The sequence below is a fragment of the Pseudomonas sp. MHK4 genome (genome assembly GCF_054600775.1).
The window spans coordinates 431,745-449,839 of sequence record NZ_BAAIAK010000001.1 but is presented as its reverse complement, the minus strand read 5'-3'; the positions used below and the strand labels follow the sequence as shown (position 1 = coordinate 449,839).

12 protein-coding genes are annotated in these 18,095 nt (G+C 62.7%); 7 read left to right on the top strand and 5 right to left on the bottom strand.

Going from position 1 to position 18,095, the window contains the following annotated elements; translation table 11 throughout:
* Positions 1 to 116: 116 nt before the first annotated feature.
* Positions 117 to 1,529, bottom strand: coding sequence for a coniferyl aldehyde dehydrogenase (locus ACYP2Q_RS01930; protein ID WP_459728908.1), 1,413 nt, complete (start codon positions 1,527 to 1,529; stop codon positions 117 to 119).
* Between the two features lie 78 nt (positions 1,530 to 1,607).
* Positions 1,608 to 3,323: a hypothetical protein gene (locus tag ACYP2Q_RS01925; RefSeq protein ID WP_459728907.1), complete on the bottom strand. Its 1,716-nt coding sequence runs from the start codon at positions 3,321 to 3,323 to the stop codon at positions 1,608 to 1,610.
* A gap of 276 nt (positions 3,324 to 3,599) precedes the next feature.
* On the opposite strand from ACYP2Q_RS01925, the gene ACYP2Q_RS01920 reads away from it, so the two are divergent.
* The 6 genes from ACYP2Q_RS01920 (at position 3,600) to ACYP2Q_RS01895 (ending at position 9,423) form a co-directional block, all read left to right on the top strand.
* On the top strand, positions 3,600 to 4,739 hold the full coding sequence (locus ACYP2Q_RS01920; protein WP_459728906.1) for an acyl-CoA dehydrogenase family protein: 1,140 nt from the start codon (positions 3,600 to 3,602) through the stop codon (positions 4,737 to 4,739).
* Positions 4,740 to 4,769: 30 nt separating this feature from the next.
* Complete coding sequence (locus tag ACYP2Q_RS01915; RefSeq protein WP_459728905.1) at positions 4,770 to 5,957, top strand: lipid-transfer protein; 1,188 nt, start codon at positions 4,770 to 4,772, stop codon at positions 5,955 to 5,957.
* Between the two features lie 56 nt (positions 5,958 to 6,013).
* On the top strand, positions 6,014 to 6,451 hold the full coding sequence (locus tag ACYP2Q_RS01910) for a MaoC family dehydratase N-terminal domain-containing protein (protein ID WP_459728904.1): 438 nt from the start codon (positions 6,014 to 6,016) through the stop codon (positions 6,449 to 6,451).
* 9 nt (positions 6,452 to 6,460) lie between these two features.
* On the top strand, positions 6,461 to 6,877 hold the full coding sequence (locus ACYP2Q_RS01905; protein WP_459728903.1) for a MaoC family dehydratase: 417 nt from the start codon (positions 6,461 to 6,463) through the stop codon (positions 6,875 to 6,877).
* Between the two features lie 32 nt (positions 6,878 to 6,909).
* Positions 6,910 to 7,740, top strand: coding sequence for an SDR family NAD(P)-dependent oxidoreductase (locus ACYP2Q_RS01900; protein ID WP_459728902.1), 831 nt, complete (start codon positions 6,910 to 6,912; stop codon positions 7,738 to 7,740).
* 114 nt (positions 7,741 to 7,854) lie between these two features.
* Positions 7,855 to 9,423, top strand: coding sequence for a long-chain-fatty-acid--CoA ligase (locus ACYP2Q_RS01895; RefSeq protein ID WP_459728901.1), 1,569 nt, complete (start codon positions 7,855 to 7,857; stop codon positions 9,421 to 9,423).
* Positions 9,424 to 9,494: 71 nt separating this feature from the next.
* Here ACYP2Q_RS01895 and ACYP2Q_RS01890 read toward each other — a convergent pair whose 3' ends face one another.
* Together ACYP2Q_RS01890 and ACYP2Q_RS01885 are read right to left on the bottom strand one after the other, a co-directional pair.
* Positions 9,495 to 12,227: a LuxR C-terminal-related transcriptional regulator gene (locus ACYP2Q_RS01890; RefSeq protein WP_459728900.1), complete on the bottom strand. Its 2,733-nt coding sequence runs from the start codon at positions 12,225 to 12,227 to the stop codon at positions 9,495 to 9,497.
* Between the two features lie 116 nt (positions 12,228 to 12,343).
* Complete coding sequence (locus ACYP2Q_RS01885) at positions 12,344 to 13,537, bottom strand: lipid-transfer protein (RefSeq protein ID WP_459728899.1); 1,194 nt, start codon at positions 13,535 to 13,537, stop codon at positions 12,344 to 12,346.
* Positions 13,538 to 13,895: 358 nt separating this feature from the next.
* Here ACYP2Q_RS01885 and ACYP2Q_RS01880 point away from each other — a divergent pair, with 358 nt between their 5' ends.
* Positions 13,896 to 16,586 (top strand): LuxR C-terminal-related transcriptional regulator, encoded by a 2,691-nt coding sequence (locus ACYP2Q_RS01880; RefSeq protein ID WP_459728898.1) that lies wholly within the window; start codon positions 13,896 to 13,898, stop codon positions 16,584 to 16,586.
* Between the two features lie 136 nt (positions 16,587 to 16,722).
* Here the strand turns inward: ACYP2Q_RS01880 and ACYP2Q_RS01875 are convergent, their stop codons facing one another.
* Positions 16,723 to 18,090 carry a DUF1329 domain-containing protein gene (locus tag ACYP2Q_RS01875; protein ID WP_459728897.1) on the bottom strand — a complete coding sequence of 456 codons (1,368 nt, stop codon included), beginning with the start codon at positions 18,088 to 18,090 and terminating at the stop codon, positions 16,723 to 16,725.
* Positions 18,091 to 18,095 lie beyond the last annotated feature (5 nt).

Below are 18,095 nucleotides of genomic sequence, written 5' to 3'. Positions count from 1 at the left end.
TAGGAACGAGCTTGCTCGCGAAAAACGTCCGGACAACGCAGGCATTCAGGCGGCGCACGTTATCGTTGACGTCCTTCGCGAGCAAGCTCGCTCCTACAAGGGACCGCGTCCCGGGCTTATCGCTTGATCATCGCATCAACCATCTGCCGCACCTGCTCAGTGAACGGTGGCCGGGTGATGTCCGGCCCATCTGCCGCGCGCAATACCGGCTTCGGATGGCTGAAGGTGATAAAGCCCTGGTGGCCGAGGTAACTGCCCATGCCACTGTTGCCAACCCCGCCAAACGGCAGGCTGTCGACACTGGCGTGGAGCGCCACGTTATTGATCGTCACCCCACCCGAGACCGTACGTTCGAGGACAAACTGCTCTTCGGCCACATCGCTGCCAAAGTAGTACAGACCCAACGGACGTGGATGAGCGTTGATGTAGGCGACCACCTCGCGCATGTCTTTGTACGGCTTGATCGGCAACAACGGGCCGAAAATCTCGTCCTGCATGATCCTCAACTCGTCGCCGGGATTGCACAGCAAGGTCGGGATCATCTTGTGATGAGGCTGGTCGCAGAAATCTTCCTGCGCCGGGTTCACCTCGATCAATTCCACGCCCGCCGCACGGGCCTCATCCAGGTAGCCCTGCAGCCGCTCGAAATGGCGGGTGTTGATCACCGAGGTGTAGTCCGGATTGTCCTTGAGGTTCGGGTAAAGCCGGGCGACCGCCGCTGTGGCGTGCACGATGAACGCCTCCATCGACTCCTCGGGAACAAACACGTGATCAGGTGCCAGGCACACCTGTCCGGCATTCAACAGCTTGCCGGCCATGATCTTGCTGGCAGCGGACTTCAGATCGGCCGAGCGCGACACGATGGTGGGTGACTTTCCACCCAGTTCCAGAGTGACCGGCACCAGGTTCTCGGCGGCAGCGCGCATCACATGCTTGCCAACGCTGCTGGCACCAGTGAACAGCAGATGGTCGAATGGCAGGCTGCAGAACGCCTGGCCGACCTCGGCGTCACCGGTGGCGATGGCTATCTCGTCCTCGGCGAAGGTGGCGCTGAACATCCGGTGCATCAGTTCGGCACACTTGGGGTTCAATTCAGAGACCTTGACCATCGCCCGGTTACCGGCCGACAGCGCACTGGCCAGGCCCTGGATGACCATGCCCACCGGGAAATTCCAGGCGGTGACGATGCCCACCACACCCAGCGGCTGGTACTGGATCCAGGCCTCGCCACGGTCGGTGGCACGCTGCTCCGGCTTCATCCATTGCGCAATTCTGGCCCTGGTTTTCTTCAGCGATGCGAGCGGGCCTAACAGGTCAATGATGCGCGTCAGGTCGTGGCTGCGATGGCCGAAATCAGCCGCCGTCGCCTCGACGATTTCCTGCTTGTACTCGACCAGCATGCCGATCAGGCGATCGAACAGTTCGCAACGTTGTTCGGCAGTCCAGATGTCATTCGACAGATAAGCCGTACGCTGCCTGGCGAGGATTGCCCGCATGCGCACCACTTCGGGTAGTTCGATCTTGCTCATTGGAGGGTTTACCTTCTCATTGTTGGGCATCGTGGCCCTTCAGGTCGGCGCGGGACATCGATCCCGCGCCGCTGCCGGTCAATCGACTTTTTTCATTTTGGTGGTATCCAGACGGACCAGGCCGAAGGCCATGCCGTACTGGATGGCACCGGATTCGTTGACCTTGATCGCCGAGTACATGCCATTGAACCGCGGGTCGCTGCCGGTATGGATCTTCAACACGGTGTCTCCGCTGTCGAGGTCCATGCCGATGTGGTAGCGATCGTTCCAGTCGCGGGTGAAGTAGCCATCAATGATCGCCATCCGACCGCCACCACTGATCATCGGCACCGTCGAGATCGACGACACGTCATTGCGCATCCACAGCTGTTTCCAGGCATCGCCCTGCTGGTCCCACTTCAACATGGCAACGCCTTTGGGCCCCGGACGGGTGGCGCCGTTGAGCATGCTCACGTAGTAATTGTCACGGGCAAGGTAAGGCGCATCCTTGCTGATGATGTTATTGACCACGAAGGCATAGTCGCCATAGGTCGACACCGACTGCTCGGACTGCACAGTCTCGACATCGCTGCCCATGTCCACTTGCTGCTGATCGGCGATGCGCGGCGACAGGGTGCCGGGCTTCTGCTTCCAGCCGGCCGGCAACTGGTCGCGCCAGAAGGCGACCAGGCGCATTTTCTGCGCGCCGTCAGTGATCACCACCAACTTGTCTTCGTCGGGCCCGAAGCCCATCAGGGTCGGGGTCGAACCGGTGCCGTCGGCGACTTTCAGGGCGGAGATGCGGATGCCGCGTTCATAGGCGGCCTTCCACGCACCGCTGGCCTCATCGCTGTGAATCTTGCCCTTGGCATCCACCACCAGGCGATACATGTTCTGGTTGGAGGCGACATAGACCGCGCCGCCACCCGCCTCGTCACCGTTGGCAAAGCCGTTGAGGAACAATTCGTCCGCGCCGTCGACCGCGTAGGTGTCGACGATCTCCAGGGTTTTCGGGTCGAGGGTGATCACCTTGCCGCCAACGGTATTCATGACCAGATAACCGTTGAAGGTCATGCCCATGCCGAAGTTGAAATCGACCGGGAAATCCGTACCGCGCTTGACCTTCTCGTTGTCGTACAGCGTCTGCGGCAACACCCGGACCAAGGGGGCACCCATGGCCGAGTCGGGCTTTTTCGGATCGAGCTGATCGACGCGGAAAATCTGCCGTCCACCGGCGCCGATGAAAGCGTCTTCACGGGTCAGCATCGAATAGAGGGCGCCGCCGCGCAGTTGATCGTTGATGCTGCTGATTATCCGGTTCGGCTGGTTGCGCATGTAATCAAGCAGGCCCTGCTCGTCCTTGCTGTCGAGCAGGCGCTTGACGTCCTGGGTCTGTTTCAGGCGTTGCTCGTCGCTGACCTTTTCAAAGCCGGGCAACTTGAGCGGCATCTCGGTGCGCGCCACTTCGACCAGCTTGCCGTCGACCTTGTTGTACTTGCGCAGGCCCAGGCCGGACCACCACCAGGTGACCATGGTGTCACCGACCTTGTCGACGAAATGCGGCATGCCGCCGGCATCGCTTGGCAGGTAGGTCACCGACTCCGGCGTCAGCTCATAAGAACCACGGGGCACGGTGATCTCGGTGCTGTCGGTCTGTGCGCTGTTCCAGTGGGCCTGGTTGCTGAAGGTCTGGGCCAGGAAAGGGTTCATGGGCGGCGGTGCGGACTGGGCCGCCGCCATGGCGGACATACCCGCCAACGCCAGGCTCGCCCCCGCCCGTGCGAAGCGACGTGTTGTGATTGTTATGCGTCTCATTGTGCAACTCCTGGAAGGAATGAACTCGGTGTCAAGGCGCTGACCGCGCCGAAGCAACACCCGCAACGCAGAGCCTACGAAGCCCCTGTCACCCACTCCCCCCCCCACGATGAGTAGGGCAGCGCCGATCGCCCGATTGCCCGCCTCTTCATCCCCCCCCACCTCGGGGAGGGATGCAGCGACCACCTCCACTTCAGCATTCCTCCAGTCCTCCGGGCATATGGCTCACCCCCAAGGAGTCGCTTGCCGATCCTTTTACAGACAATGGAGTCCGTAATGCACATTCAACGATCCATCTTTCGCGAAGACCACGAGATGTTCCGCGAAACCGCGCGCCGCTTCTTCGAGCGCGAATGCGTACCCCGCCAGGCCGAATGGGACGAGGCCGGCAAGGTCGACCGCCAGACCTGGCTCAAGGCCGGTCGTGAAGGCTTGTTGTGCACCATGGTTCCTGCGGCCTATGGCGGTGGCGGCGGCGACTTCGGCCACGCGACGGTCATCAACGAAGAGATGCACCGCGCAGGCGTGTCCGGCGTCAGTTTCGGCCTGCACTCGGACATCATTGCCATGTACATCGAGCGCTTCGGCAGCGAAGAGCAAAAGCATCGTTGGCTGCCGAGCATCTGCACGGGTGAAACCATCCTCGCCCTGGGCATGACCGAGCCGGGCAGCGGCAGTGACCTGAAAGCGGCGCGCACCACGGCGATCCGCGATGGCGACGAGTACGTCATCAACGGCAGCAAGACCTTTATCAGCAACGGCCTGAACTGCGACATGGTGCTTGTCGCCTGCAGGACCGACCTGAAGGCGGGTGCCAAGGGCATCAGCCTGATCATGGTGGAAACCAGCCGCGAAGGTTTCCGTCGTGGCCGCAAGCTCGACAAGGTCGGCCAACGCGCTTCCGACACCGCCGAAATGTTCTTCGACGAGGTGCGCGTGCCCGTCGGCAACCTGCTGGGAGAGGAAGGCAAAGGCTTCATCTACATGATGCAGGAGCTGCCACAGGAGCGCCTGGGGATCGCCATCTATGCCGCCATTCACCTGGAGCGCCTGCTGGACCTGACCCTCGAATACGTCAAGGAGCGCCAGGCGTTCGGCCACACGGTGTGGGATTTCCAGAACACCAAATTCAAGCTCGCCGATGCCAAGGCCGCCGCCGTCGCGGTGCGCACCATGGTCGACTACTACATCAGCGAGCACATGCGTCGCAAGCTGACCGTGGAAGAAGCCGCCATCGCCAAGCTGTTCGCCACCGAGACCCTGTGGAAACACCTGGACGACATGGTCCAGCTGCACGGTGGCTACGGCTACATGCTCGAGTATCCAATTGCTCGTGCCTTTGTCGACCTGCGCATCTCCCGGGTCTTCGGCGGCACCAACGAAGTCCAGCGCGAACTGATCGCTCGCAAGCTGTAACCCCCCTCTTCTTCTATCGAGAACAATGACATGAGCGACAAAGTCATCGTTGCCGGCGTCGGCATGATTCCGTTCAGCAAGCCGGGCGCCAGCCCGACCTACACCGAAATGGGCGCCGAGGCCCTGCGTCGCGCGTTGAAGGACGCCGGCATTGGCTACGACAAAATCCAGATGGCCTTCACCGGCTACGTGTTCGGCGACTCCACCAGTGGCCAGACCGCGCTGTACGAAGTGGGCCTGACCGGTATTCCCGTGGTCAACGTCAACAACAACTGCTCCACCGGTTCCACCGCGTTGTACCTGGCCCGCGCCGCCGTGGCCAGCGGCCAGGTCGAATGCGCCCTGGCCCTGGGCTTCGAACAGATGCAGGCCGGCGCGTTGCGCTCCCATTGGGACGACCGCCCTCGACCGCGCGCACGCTTCCTGCATGTGCTCGAGACGCTCACCGCCGATGCCGCGGACATCCCCCAGGCCTTGCGCGGTTTCGGCGGCGCCGGTCGCGAGCACATGCAACGCTATGGCACCTCGATGCAGGCCTTTGCCGCGATCCGCGCCAAGGCCAGCCGTCACGCAGCCAACAACCCGCTGGCGCTGTTCAAGAACGTGGTCACCACCGAAGAAGTGATGAACGACAAGGTCATCTGGCCCGGCGTCATGACCCGCCTGATGGCGTGCCCGCCGACCTGCGGTGGCGCCGCAGCGATCGTGTGCAGCGAAGCCTTCGCGAAAAAGCACGGCCTGCGCACCGACGTGGCCATCCTCGCCCAGTCGATGACCACTGACTCGGTGGTGTCCTTCGATCCACCGTCGATGATCAGCTTCGCCGGCTTCCACATGGCCCAGGCGGCCGCCAATCAGGTCTACGAACAAGCCGGCATCGGCCCCGAGGACATCCGCGTGGTCGAGCTGCACGACTGCTTCGCCCACAACGAACTGCTGACCTATGAAGCCTTGGGCCTGTGCCCGATCGGCGGCGCCGAACGCTTCATTATCGATGGTGACAACACCTACGGCGGCCAGGTGGTGACCAACCCGTCTGGCGGCCTGCTCTCCAAGGGCCACCCGCTGGGCGCGACCGGCCTTGCCCAGTGCTACGAACTGACCCACCAACTGCGTGGCACCGCCGACAAACGCCAGGTCGACGGCGTGCAGATCGCCTTGCAGCACAACCTGGGCCTGGGTGGCGCCTGCGTCGTCACCCTGTTTGGCAAGAACTGATGACCCGTTCGCGCGCCTGACACAGGCGCGCGTTGCTTAACAGGAGCCACGAGAACATGGCAGACAAAAATCTGATCGGACACTCCACCGGGGTGTTCAGTATCGACGTTGAAAAAGGCCGCCTGCGCTTCTTCGCCAAGGCCATCGGTGAAACCGATCCGGTCTACACCGACGAAGCCGCCGCGCAGGCCGCCGGGCACAAATCCCTGCCGGTGCCGCCGACCTTCCTCAAGTGCCTGGAAAGCGAAGGCCGTGACGTCGTGCATCTGCTCAACCTGGTCGGCTTCGACCTGGGCCGGGTACTGCACGCCGAACAGTCCTTCGTTTACCACCGCATGGCTTACGCCGGGGATGTGCTGACGTTTGACGGGCGCATCTGCGACCTCTACGAGAAAAAAGGCGGCGCCTTGCAATTCGTGGTCATGGAAGCCCGGGTGACCAACCAGGATGGCGAGCATATCGCCGATATCCGCTCCTCCCTCGTGCAGCGCTAAGGAGTCGTCATGACCATTGAATATTCCGCTGTCCAGGTCGGTGACGAGATCCCGTTGCTCAGGTTGCGCCCGATCAACCGCACCACCCTCGCCCTCTATTGCGGCGCGTCGGGCGACCACAACCCGATCCACGTCGACATCGACTTCGCCCGCCGGGCGCGGATGCCCGATGTGTTCGCCCACGGCATGTTGTCCGCCGCCTACCTCGGCCGCCTGCTGACCGGCTGGGTCCCGCAGAGCCAGGTGCGCAGCCTGTCGTTGCGTTTTACCGGCATCACCCAGCTGGGGCACCTGCCAACCTGCACCGCCAAGGTCATCGAGAAGTTCTCTGAGGCCGGCGAGCAGCGTGTGCGCCTGGCCCTGCGCTGCGCCAACCAGTACGGCGAGGAGAAGCTGGCCGGCGAAGCCATCGTCGCCCTGGCCTGATCGTTCACCCCCTCACACTCAAGGAACACACAATGAAAAAGCTCGAAGGTAAAGTCGCCCTGGTCACCGGTTCCGGTCGTGGTATCGGCCGTAGCGTCGCCCTGCAACTGGCCGACTATGGCGCCAGAATCGTGGTCAACGACCTGGATGCCGGCCCGGCCGAAGAAGTGGTCGCCGAGATTCGCAATGCCGGTGGCGAAGCCGTCGCTTGTGTCGGCAGCGTGACCGCTGCTGATTTCGCTGACCGCTTCATCCAGACCGCCGTACAGAACTTCGGTGGTATCGACATCATCATCAACAACGCCGGCTACACCTGGGACAACGTGATCCAGAAAATGACCGACGAGCAGTGGTACGCGATTATCGACTGCCACCTGACCGCGCCGTTCCGCATCCTCCGGGCGGCTCAACCGATCATCAGCGCCCTGGCCAAGAAAGACGCCGCCGAAGGCCGTGAAGTGTTGCGCAAAGTGGTCAACATTTCCTCGGTGGCCGCGGGCGGCAACGCCGGTCAGGCCAACTACTCCTCGGCCAAGGCCGGCATCATTGGCATGACCAAGACCCTGGCCAAGGAATGGGGCCGCCTGAAAGTCAACGTCAACGCCGTGGCCTTCGGCTTCATCGATACTCGGCTGACCCAGGCCCTGGCCGGCGACGAAAGCAAGACCGTCAACATTGAAGGCCGTGAAATCAAGGTCGGCGTCCAGCAGGAACGCATCGACACCGCCAGCGCCGCCATTCCCCTGGGCCGCCCGGGCACGCCGGAAGAAGCGGCGGGTTCCGTGGTCATGCTGTGCCTGCCGGAAGCCAACTACGTCACCGGCCAGGCCCTGGTCTGCGGCGGTGGCTACGGCAACCTGTAAGCGGCCGTTCGTCTTGCCGGGCACGCTTGCCGCCCACGGCGGGAAAAATGCCCGGACAATGAGCTCCCGGCCTTCGCAAGTGCACTTGCTACAAAAACAAGATTGGAGGTTTCGATGTACATAACCCAAGGGCTGCAGCGCCATCGGCAGCAGCGCCCCAATGCCACGGCCATTCGTTATCAGGGCCGCAGCGTAACTTTCGCCCAGCTGGGTGACCGCGTGGCCCGCCTGGCTGGCGCGCTCAAACGCCTGGGTGTGGCCAGCGGCGAGCGTGTGGCCATGCTCTCGCTAAACTCCCAACGCTACATCGAGTATTACCAGGCGGTGCCCTGGGCCGATGCCGTGCTCAATCCGGTGAACATCCGCTGGAGCGCAGCAGAGATCATCTACTCCCTGGATGACTCGCAGACCTGCGCGTTGATCGTCGATGACGCCTTTCAAAAGCTGGGTACTCAAGTCGCCGCCGAGGCGAAGAGTATCCGATTGATGATCTACGCCGGTGACGGCGAGACACCTGAAGGCATGCTCAATTACGAAACACTGATCGCCGAAAATGAACCGGTAGAAGATGCACACCGAAGTGGAGACGCTCTGTTGGGGATCTTCTATACCGGAGGCACCACCGGTTTCCCCAAGGGCGTCATGCTCAGTCACAACAACATAGGTATTTCTGCCCTCGCCAACCAGGATCGCGTGGGCTATGGCACACATACTCGCTACCTGCATGCCATGCCGATGTTCCATCTGGCCGACCTGGCCGCAATGGTCGTGCTGTTCCTAAGCGGTGGGATGCATATCGTGCTGCCGGCCTTTAAAACGCAAGAGGTGCTCGAGCAGATCAGCAATGAGCACGTCACTGACACCTTTCTAGCGCCGACCATGCTGCAGATGCTCCTCGACTGGCACCAGGCAAATCCGACCCATACGGCACTGGACCTGAGCTCGCTTCGGGAAATCACCTACGGCGCCTCGCCCATCACACCTGTCTTGCTCAATCGCGCCCGTCAGACTTTCCCTACAGCCCAGTTCGCTCAAGGCTACGGCATGACCGAAATGGCCCCGGGCATCACCATGCTGCCTGCCGAGTACCACTGCGAGGAACATCAGCGCAGCGGCAAGATGTATTCGGCCGGGCTGCCGATCAGCTGCGTGGAAATCCGCATCGCCGATGCCGAGGACCGCGAGGTGCCACGGGGCACGGTCGGTGAAATCCTGGTGCGCGGGCCGAACGTGATGCTCGGCTACTGGAACAAGCCCGAGGCCACCGCCGAGGCCTTGCGCGGCGGTTGGATGCACACCGGTGACGGTGGCTACATGGACGCCGAGGGTTTCATCTACATCTGCGACCGTCTCAAGGACATGATCGTCAGCGGCGGCGAGAATATCTTCACCGCCGAAGTGGAGAACGCCATTGTCAGCCATCCGGTCGTTGCCCAAGCTGCGGTGATTGGTATCCCCTGCGAAAAATGGGGGGAGACGGTGCATGCCATCATCGTCCTCAAGCCCGACGCCAGCATCAGCGCAGACGAAGTGGTCGCCCACTGTCGTGGGCTGATTGCCGGCTACAAGCTGCCGCGCAGCATAGAGTTTCGCACCGCCCTGCCGATGTCCAGTGTTGGCAAGGTGCTGAAAAACGAATTGCGCAAACCGTTCTGGGAAAACCGCCAGAGCAACGTCAACTGAAGCAATACCTGTACCTGTGTGAGCGAGCATGCTCGCTCACACAGGGGGCGCGGGGCTGCGGTGTTTTGCAACTATCCGATATTCAGGTCACGCCACTTGGCAATCGCTTCCACCCTGCCGGTGACGTTGAGCTTGGCGAACAGGTTCTTGATATGCCACTTCACCGTCTCCGGCGACACGCCAAGGGTGCGGGCGATCTTCTTGTTGGTCATGGCCTGTGCCATCAACTGCAGCACCTCGGTCTCCCGTTCGCTCAGGCTCGCCATCGGTGAAACCGCCTTTGCCTCGACGCTCGCAGCGGGCCTTGCCGCGTCGATCAGGCGCTGCGCGTAAAACGCGAGTACCGGGTCGAGCGCGCTCGCTTGCAGCAGATCGCCGAGCATCCGTGGCAGTTGCGGCGCCACATCGAGCAGGCTGCGCACCAGGCCCAGGCGGTGCCCCTCGCGCAGGACCGTCATCATGTGCAATCGGGCCTGCTCGTCGTGCCCTCGGCCATTCTCGGCGATAGACAGTTGCAGGCGCACAACCGTGGCCAGCTGCCAATGGGTGGCTGTTTCACACAGGGCGAGCAGCGGTTCGATCTGCTCGATCGCCTGGGTGAACTGGCGCTGGTACAGACTCAACTCGACCGCGGCGCGCATGGCCAGCAAATGCGTGATCAACGGCGTGCCGCGAAAGATGCCGGCATTCCTTGTGGCGAGCGCCTGCAGCTCGGCCAACAGCCCTTCGGCCTGATCGGTCTGGAAGCTCTCCAGGTGCCAGCGCATGCGCACATACAGGGCCCAGCCCAGCAAGCGACCGAGGTCGTAGCGCTGGGCGTAGTCTTTCAGGCGTTGCAGATAGACCAGCGCCTGGCCTGGCTCGCGCTTGAGCCAGTAAGCCCGACTCAGCGCCAGCAGACTGTGCAGGACGATGTTGGGCAGGGATATGCGCTCAAGGATATCCAGGCGCGGCTCCAGCAACTGGCAAACATCCCCCAGGTTGTTTTGCTCGTACAACAGGCCGGCCAGGAACGCTGCCGCCGCATGCCCGGCAACTGCCGCGCTGCTGCCATGGGGCTTGGCCTCTTCCATGGTGTTGCGAAAGGTATTTTCCGCTTCGCTGATGCGCCCCTCGTGGACCAGGCTGACGCCATAGATGCAACGGCCGATCAGGGTCCGGCGCGGCGACGTGTTCGGGCGGTCGCTGTGCTCGATGATCGCGCGCACCCGCTGGTGATCGCCACTGAACAGGTACAGCCAGGCTAGAATCGAGGCACGACCGGTCAGGATCAGGTCGTCGGCGTCCTCCGGGATGGCTTCCAGTTCCGGCGCCAGCGACCACGCCGCCTCGGTCAGGTCGCGCTGCATCGCCAGGGTCCCGCGGGTCACCAGCAGGCCCTGGCGTTGCTGGGTGTTGAGCAGGTGCTGGTGAGCCTCCAGGTGATCGAGGATCTGCTGTCCTTCTTCGAAGTTGTGCGCATGCAGCTGCAACTGGGCCATGACCAGCTGCAGGCTGTAACGCTCGCGCATCTGCTCCATGGGCAGCTTGCGCAGCAGGTTGGGCAACTGGCTGAGGGATCCCCGGGCCATCAATTCATGGGCACAGGCTTCGACAATGTCGGCGGCGATCTGAAAGTCGCCGGCCAGTACCGCGTGACGAACCGCCTCGTCGATATGGCCTTGTTCAAACAGCCAGTCGCGCGCCAGTGCATGGAGTTTTTTCTGCTCTTCTTCGGGCTGACGACTGAGGTGTTCACGCAGCACCTCGCGCAACAATGGATGCAGGCGGTACCAGGTTTCCCGATCGTGGCTCCTGGTCTGGGTGATGAACAGGTTATCACTGTCCAGGCGCGTCAACTGGCTCATCATCCCGGCGATCGCCTGAGGCTTGCCGACAAGCCGGGCGCACAGGGGCGCGCTGAAGCGGTTGCAGATCGAAGAACAGGTCAGCAATTGCCGGTCGGCGAGCGGCAGGTGCACCAGCACTTCCTGCTCGAAGTACTGCGCAAAGGCGCCGGCGCCGCGCACCTGCATGCGGCTGAAGCCGCCGCCGTGCCTGGTTTTCAAATCAATCGCGAACAGCTGCAGGCCCGCTACCCAACCATCGGTGAGCTCGTGCAACAGCTCGGCATCGTGTCTGCTGATCTCGCCAAACTGGCGCAGGTAGCGCTCCGACTCTTCAACGCTAAAGCGCAGGTCGCGCAAGTCGTACTCGCTCAATTGGCCCTGGGTGCGCAAACGGGCCAGCGGCAGCGTGGCCGGCAAGGCGCTGCGCGTGCCGAGCACCAGGTGCAGGTTCGCCGGCGCATAGTCGAGCAGCCAGCCCAGCAACTTGAAAATGTCGGGATCATTAAGGTGATGCACATCATCGATCATCAGCACCAGGTCGCTGCCGTACCGGGCAACCGCCTGCAGCAGCACAATGATCCAGTGTTCCAACGCCAGCTCGCCGCCACCCTCACCGAGCAGCTGCGCGGCTTCCCGGGCCAGTGCGGCATCGACTTCGGCAATGCTGGCCAGCAGGCAGTTGGCCAGCCGCGCCGGCTCGTTGTCCTCGCCGGTCAGCGACAGCCAGGCCACGTCGAAATCAATCGCCACCAGTTCGCGGCGCCAGGCCAGCAAGGTGCTGGTCTTGCCACTCCCGGCCGGCCCCTGGACGGTCACGCAACGCTGTCGGCGCGCTTCCATCAGGCGCCCCATCAGCAGCGCGCGAGGCAGCAGCTGGCGAGCCCCGCGAGGTGCGATGACCTTGGTGTCGGGGATGAGTTGCAGCACCCGGTCAGCGGGCAGGTGAAGCCTGGTGCCTGGGGGTGGAGTGGGCATCGGTTGAATTCCGCAGAGAAGCTTTTTCAAGAACAGAGCAACAGTTTAATACAGTCGGGCGCGTGCTGATTTGCCGCAGCGAGTGCGTGCGCCGATGAAGGCGCACGCGAGGGCCATCAGGCGCGGCCGTACAGCGTGACGACGCAGGCGCCGCCCAGGCCAAGGTTATGCTGCAGTGCGAGATTGACCCCTTCGACCTGTCGCTTGTCGGCGGTGCCGCGCAGTTGATGGGTCAGCTCGTAGCACTGCGCCAGGCCCGTCGCGCCCAACGGGTGGCCCTTGGAGAGCAGGCCGCCGGACGGGTTGGTCACCACGCGACCGCCGTAGGTATTGTCGCCATCGAGCACGAACTTCTCTGCGCCACCCACCGGGCACAGGCCCAGGGACTCGTAGGTCAGCAGTTCGTTGTGGGCGAAGCAGTCATGCATCTCGGCGACCAGGATGTCCTGCGGACCGACGCCGGCCTGCTCATACACCTCGCGGGCGGCGCGCAGGGTCATGTCGAAACCGACCGCCTGGATCATCGATGCCGGTTCAAAGGCAATCGCACGATCAGTGGTCATCGACTGGGCGAGGATCACCACGTCAGTGCGCAGGCCGTGCTTTTTCGCGAACCCTTCGCTGCAAATGATCGCGGCGGCTGCACCGCAGGTCGGTGGGCACGCCATCAGGCGGGTCATCACCCCGGGCCAGAGTACCTGGTCGTTCATCACGTCTTCGGTGGTGACGATTTTGCGGAATAGCGCCAGCGGGTTGTTGGCCGCGTGCCGGCTGGCCTTGGCGCGGATCGCCGCAAAGGTGCTCAGCTCGGTGCCGTAGCGCTGCATGTGCTCGCGACCGGCACCGCCGAACTGGCGCAGGGTCATGGGTATCCCCATCGCACAGGCATCGCCGGTCAGCTCGTCGCAGACCTCCAGATGCTTGCCCATGCACGCCGGGCGATCGGTAAACACCGCCCCCAGGGCGCCCGGTTGCATCTGTTCGAAGCCCAGGGCCAGCGCACATTCGACCGCCCCGCTCTCCACGGCCTGGCGAGCCAGGTATAACGCCGTCGAGCCGGTGGAGCAGTTGTTGTTGACGTTCACCACCGGCACGCCGCTCATGCCCACCTCGTACAGCGCCGATTGGCCGCAAGTGGAGTCGCCATAGACGTAGCCGACATACGCCTGCTGCACCCGTTGATAGTCAAGCCCTGCATCCTTCAAGGCCTGGCGAGTCGCCTCGGCCCCCATCTGGATATAGGAGCCGCTGGCCCCGGGTTTCAGGAACGGGATCATGCCAACCCCGGCAACATACGGTTTGTGCGACATCACTTTCTCCCCAATCAGTTAAGGCTGTCGCGGCTACTCGTTGCTGCTGCCCGATAGCCCGAACCAACCGAGCTACCATCTTTGCCAGGCATTCATGGGTTGTACCCGCGCCCTGCGGGGGGTATGAGGGTGGCCCCCCCACCTGCAACCCCGTCTGCGCCTGTCGGCGAGTCATTTTGTCGTTGCATAAACCTGCAGTAATCGGCCTAAAATCTCTGACCAATAACAACACCATTGCTCTGACAGGATCGGTCGGTTCATTCGCTTTTCTGCTCGACGCAGATCGATGACACGCCATGACCAACGGGATGGCAACTGCCCCCAAGGCCTTTCAAATCCAATGCAGACTGGATCAGCCATGCCCCCGACCTCCCCGCCGATCACCACCCGTTTTTCGCCGCCCCGCATCAGCAGTCATGCGGTGCTGCGCGAACTGCTACTGATCCGTTTGCAAGCTGCCCGGGATTGCCGACTGACCCTGATCAACGGCAGTGCCGGCTTCGGCAAGACCACGCTGATGGCCCAATGGCGACAAAGCCTGATCAAAGAGGGCAACAGCGTTGTCTGGCTGTCCCTGGGCCAGGAAGATGGCGCCCTGGAATCGTTCTGCGCCAACCTCATCAGTACCCTGCAACACGCCGGCGTGCCTCTGGAAAGCGACCTGTTGCTGTTGATCGAACGCGAGTCACTGGACGGTTTGCTCGCCCTGGCCTCGGTGATGATCAACACGTTGGCGCGGGTCAGCGCACCGCTGTACTTGATGATCGATGACTTCCATTTCGCCGTCGATCCGCGCATTTCGCGTCTGATACAAATAGTCGTGGACGGTGCTCCGGCGCAGTTGCACATCGTCCTCGCTTCGCGGGTCAACCCCAATTTGAAGCTCGGCCGGCTGCGGGCGATGGCCGAGCTCTGCGAGATCAGCGCCACCGATCTTGGCTTCAACTTCAACGAGTCCCTGGCCTTCCTCAAGACCTATCTGGACGATGGCATCGACATGCAGCTGGCGCACACCATCCACGACAGCACCGACGGCTGGCCCATCGGCCTGCAACTGTTGTCCATCGCCCTCAAGGCCAATCCGCGCAAGGACACCCGGATCCATCGCCTGCTGCCGGGCAATAGCGACCTGCGCGACTATCTGAGCGAAGACGTGATCGATGGCCTGCCCCGTGAAATCACCGAATTTCTCCAGCGCATTTCGATTCTGCGCCGCTTCAATCCGCAGGTGGCCGCGCATGTCAGCCAGAACGCCGAGGCGGCCGAGCTGATCGCCCGCATCGAGGCCCACAACCTGTTCATCCTGCCGGTCGACCTGGACAGCCAACAGCCGTGGTATCGCTTGCATCCGCTGTTCGCCGAGTTCCTGCAACACCGCCTGGCGGCGTCGGACGCCGACGTGCCTGCCTTACACCTGCGCGCCGCGCAGTGGTTTGAACAGGCCGGGATGGTCAGCGAGGCCACGCGCCATGCAGTCCTCAGCGAAAACCTCGAGGAGCTGGTGCGGTTGCTGGAGCGCAAACAACCGAGCTACCACAGCCTCAGTCATATCGGTCAGTTCATGCGCTGGCTCGATTGCGTGCCCCTGGAACAACTGAGCCAACACCCCAAGGTGCTCCTGCAAGGCGCTTGGGGCTGCTTGCTGACGATGCTCACCAGCAGGGCGCAAACCTGGATCGAGGTGCTCGAGAAAAGCCCGGCGGCCAAGGACACGTGGGCGCCGCAAATCGATCTGGTCAGGGCGGCGATCGCGCTGCAGCACGATGATCTGGCGCGCTGCAACCAGCTGGTCGAGCGCTTGCCCGAGCGCGCCTTTGCCCACCCCTTCAACGAACGCATGCGCGTCTGCCTGCACATCAACTGCCTGGTCTACCTGGGGCAGCAGCGCAAGGCCTGGCAGTACCTCAACAGCCCCGAGTGCGAAGCGCTGCGTACCAGCCACGACGAACTGGCGCTGATGATCATCGCCACCACCGCCCATGGGATTCTGCTCTGCGGCAATGTACTCGAGGCCTCGCGGCATCTGATCGATATGCTGCTCCTCGCCGAGAGCAATCACGGTCGCCGATCGGTTAGCGCCTGCACCTGCGCAGTGGCGGTCGCCGAGGCGCACTACGAGCTCGATCGCATCGACGACCTGCGTGAAGCCTTGAGCAACCGCCTGGACCTTTTGCGTTTCGCGCCACCCTCGGTGACCATCTCGGCAATGCTCAGTGTCGCCCGCATGAACTTCCTGCAGGAGTCGCCCGCCAGTGCGCTGACGTACCTGGCCAAGATGGCCATGGAGTTTCGCGCCAGGGGCTTCGATCGCGCGCTCGCCCATAACCTCGCCGAGCAAGTGCGCATTCTGCTCGGCAGCGGCGACTGGCGTCAGTGCGAAAGCCAGCGGGCAGGACTCGACGCATTGACCCATCGTCACGCCGGTGACACCCCGGTCGCCCATGAAATCGGCGCCCTCGCCGCCTTGTCGCGCGCGCGCATCTGCCTGGTCAGGCAGGAGCCGGATCGCACCATCGCGGCCCTGGACATCGTCGAGCAGTTCGCCAGCCGCTACAGCCGCGGCAAATGGCGCGTCCAGGCGCGGCTGTTGCGTGCCGTTGCGCTGAATGACCTGGGGCGTGAGGAGGAATCCGCGCAATTGCTGCGCGAAGTGGTTGGCGAGAGCTATCAGCTGGGCCTGGTGCGCACCGTGCTCGATGAAGGCCCATCGCTGTTGGCCCTGATCGCCCGGCTCGATTGCCCGGATGATCCGGTACTGGACAGCTACCGCGACCGCCTGGCAGCCGTCCCCTTGACCTGCGCCAGCAGCGGCCTGTCATCGGCACGGGCGACGAAAGACCTGGCTGCGGGAGAGTCCTCGCTGTTCACCAAGCGAGAACTTGAAATCATCAGCCTGATAGAGCAGTCGATGCCCAACAAGCGTATCGCCCAGACGCTTAACCTGAGCCAGGAAACCATCAAGTGGAACTTCAAGAACATCTACACCAAGCTGGGTGTCTCGTCGCGTTATGAGGCGCTGATCGCACTGAAACAACGGGAAAACCTGTAGGAGCGAGCATGCTCGCGATGGTCGTGAACGATAACGCGGGAACTCTGGCTCCCTGCGGTGTTCTTGCGTCCATCGCAAGCGTGCTCGCTCCTACAGGAATGGCATCACCCCGATGACGGGGTGATGCCCGACGTAATCAGCGAATCCCTGCGTTGCGCAACGCCGCCGGCGTGTAGTCGGCCAGTTTTGGCTGGACGCCGTACTCGATCCCTTCCTTGAACTCGTTACCCAACGACATGGCCAGATAGCGACCGGCAACCAGGTCATACAGCACTTGAGCGGCGTAGATCCCCGCGCCTTGTTCGTAGTCGTTCATCGCCATGCCTTCACCGACGCGCCACAGCTGGCCTCGACCGTCGTAATGATCGACCTCGGCCAACTGCCAGGTGTCTTCATCGAAGTACATGTGACGCTTGGCGTAGATGTGCCGCTCGCCCGGTTTCAGGGTGCCCTCCACCTCCCATACACGGTGCAGCTCGTAACGGGTCAGGTCCTGATTGATGTGCCCGGCCTTGAGAATGTCGGCGTATTTGAGCGAGGGCGAAGCCAGGCGGTAGTTGTTGTAAGGAATGTACATCTCCTTCTTGCCGATCAGCTTCCAGTCATAGCGATCCGGAGCGCCGTTGAACAGGTCACCATTGTCAGAGGTGCGCATGCCGTCCGAGGCGGTACCCGGCCCGTCGTAGGCAATCTGCGGCGCACGACGGACCCGGCGTTGACCGGCGTTGTAGACCCACGCCAGGCGGGGCTCCTTGACCTGATCGATGGTTTCATGGAGCAGCACGACGTTACCGGCCAGGCGTGCCGGCGCCGTCACCCGCTGCTTGTAGTAGGCGAAAATGTTCTCGCTGCCGGTCTTGTCCTCGCCGCTCATGAACTGCGGGAACGCCATTTCATCCTCGAACTCGACTACGGTGTACGAGCCGTCGACCTGCGGCGTCGCCTGGATGGACTGCCGCCGCTGGTTGAGGCCACGATAGCGTGTGAGGTGGTTCCAGAGCACTTCGACGCCGTTCTTGGGAATCGGGAAGGCGAAGTTGCGCGTCTCGCTGAAATTGGTCAGGCCATTGCCGCCGTCGACCGGCTGGGTATTGAGCGCACTCTTCTTCGCAGCGTCGTAGATCTGCTGCGGTGCTGCGGCGCTGCGGTGGGTGGCGTAGACCGCAATCTTGTAAGTGTCCGGATATCGCTTGAGCATGGCCATCTGACCGGCGCTGAGCTTGTCCTTGTACTGCTGGACGTTCGCCGGGGTGATGATAAACAGGGGCTTTTCACCGGCGAACGGATCGCCCAGGAACCGATGGGTCACCGGTGCCGCACCCGGTTTCAAGCCACCGGTCCAGGCCGGGATGCTGCCATCGGCATTGCCTTCCTTCTGTGCCCCGAGCGGGGTCAGGGTAGTGCCCAGCTTGGCAGCCTCTTCGGGGGAAACGGCCGCCGTCACCTGGCCGGCCAGCAGGGTCAGCGCCAGTGCGCCCACTTGCATCATCGTTGTTGTTTTCATGTCTG

Excerpts from the sequence above, each read along its gene's own strand:
- ACYP2Q_RS01905 (WP_459728903.1), top strand. The coding sequence starts at position 6,461 with ATGACCATTGAATATTCCGCTGTCCAGGTCGGTGACGAGATCCCGTTG.
- ACYP2Q_RS01875 (WP_459728897.1), bottom strand. The coding sequence starts at position 18,090 with ATGAAAACAACAACGATGATGCAAGTGGGCGCACTGGCGCTGACCCTG.
- ACYP2Q_RS01920 (WP_459728906.1), top strand. The coding sequence starts at position 3,600 with ATGCACATTCAACGATCCATCTTTCGCGAAGACCACGAGATGTTCCGC.
- ACYP2Q_RS01930 (WP_459728908.1), bottom strand. The coding sequence starts at position 1,529 with ATGAGCAAGATCGAACTACCCGAAGTGGTGCGCATGCGGGCAATCCTC.
- ACYP2Q_RS01890 (WP_459728900.1), bottom strand. The coding sequence starts at position 12,227 with ATGCCCACTCCACCCCCAGGCACCAGGCTTCACCTGCCCGCTGACCGG.
- ACYP2Q_RS01900 (WP_459728902.1), top strand. The coding sequence starts at position 6,910 with ATGAAAAAGCTCGAAGGTAAAGTCGCCCTGGTCACCGGTTCCGGTCGT.
- ACYP2Q_RS01915 (WP_459728905.1), top strand. The coding sequence starts at position 4,770 with ATGAGCGACAAAGTCATCGTTGCCGGCGTCGGCATGATTCCGTTCAGC.
- ACYP2Q_RS01880 (WP_459728898.1), top strand. The coding sequence starts at position 13,896 with ATGCCCCCGACCTCCCCGCCGATCACCACCCGTTTTTCGCCGCCCCGC.
- ACYP2Q_RS01925 (WP_459728907.1), bottom strand. The coding sequence starts at position 3,323 with ATGAGACGCATAACAATCACAACACGTCGCTTCGCACGGGCGGGGGCG.
- ACYP2Q_RS01910 (WP_459728904.1), top strand. The coding sequence starts at position 6,014 with ATGGCAGACAAAAATCTGATCGGACACTCCACCGGGGTGTTCAGTATC.
- ACYP2Q_RS01885 (WP_459728899.1), bottom strand. The coding sequence starts at position 13,537 with ATGTCGCACAAACCGTATGTTGCCGGGGTTGGCATGATCCCGTTCCTG.
- ACYP2Q_RS01895 (WP_459728901.1), top strand. The coding sequence starts at position 7,855 with ATGTACATAACCCAAGGGCTGCAGCGCCATCGGCAGCAGCGCCCCAAT.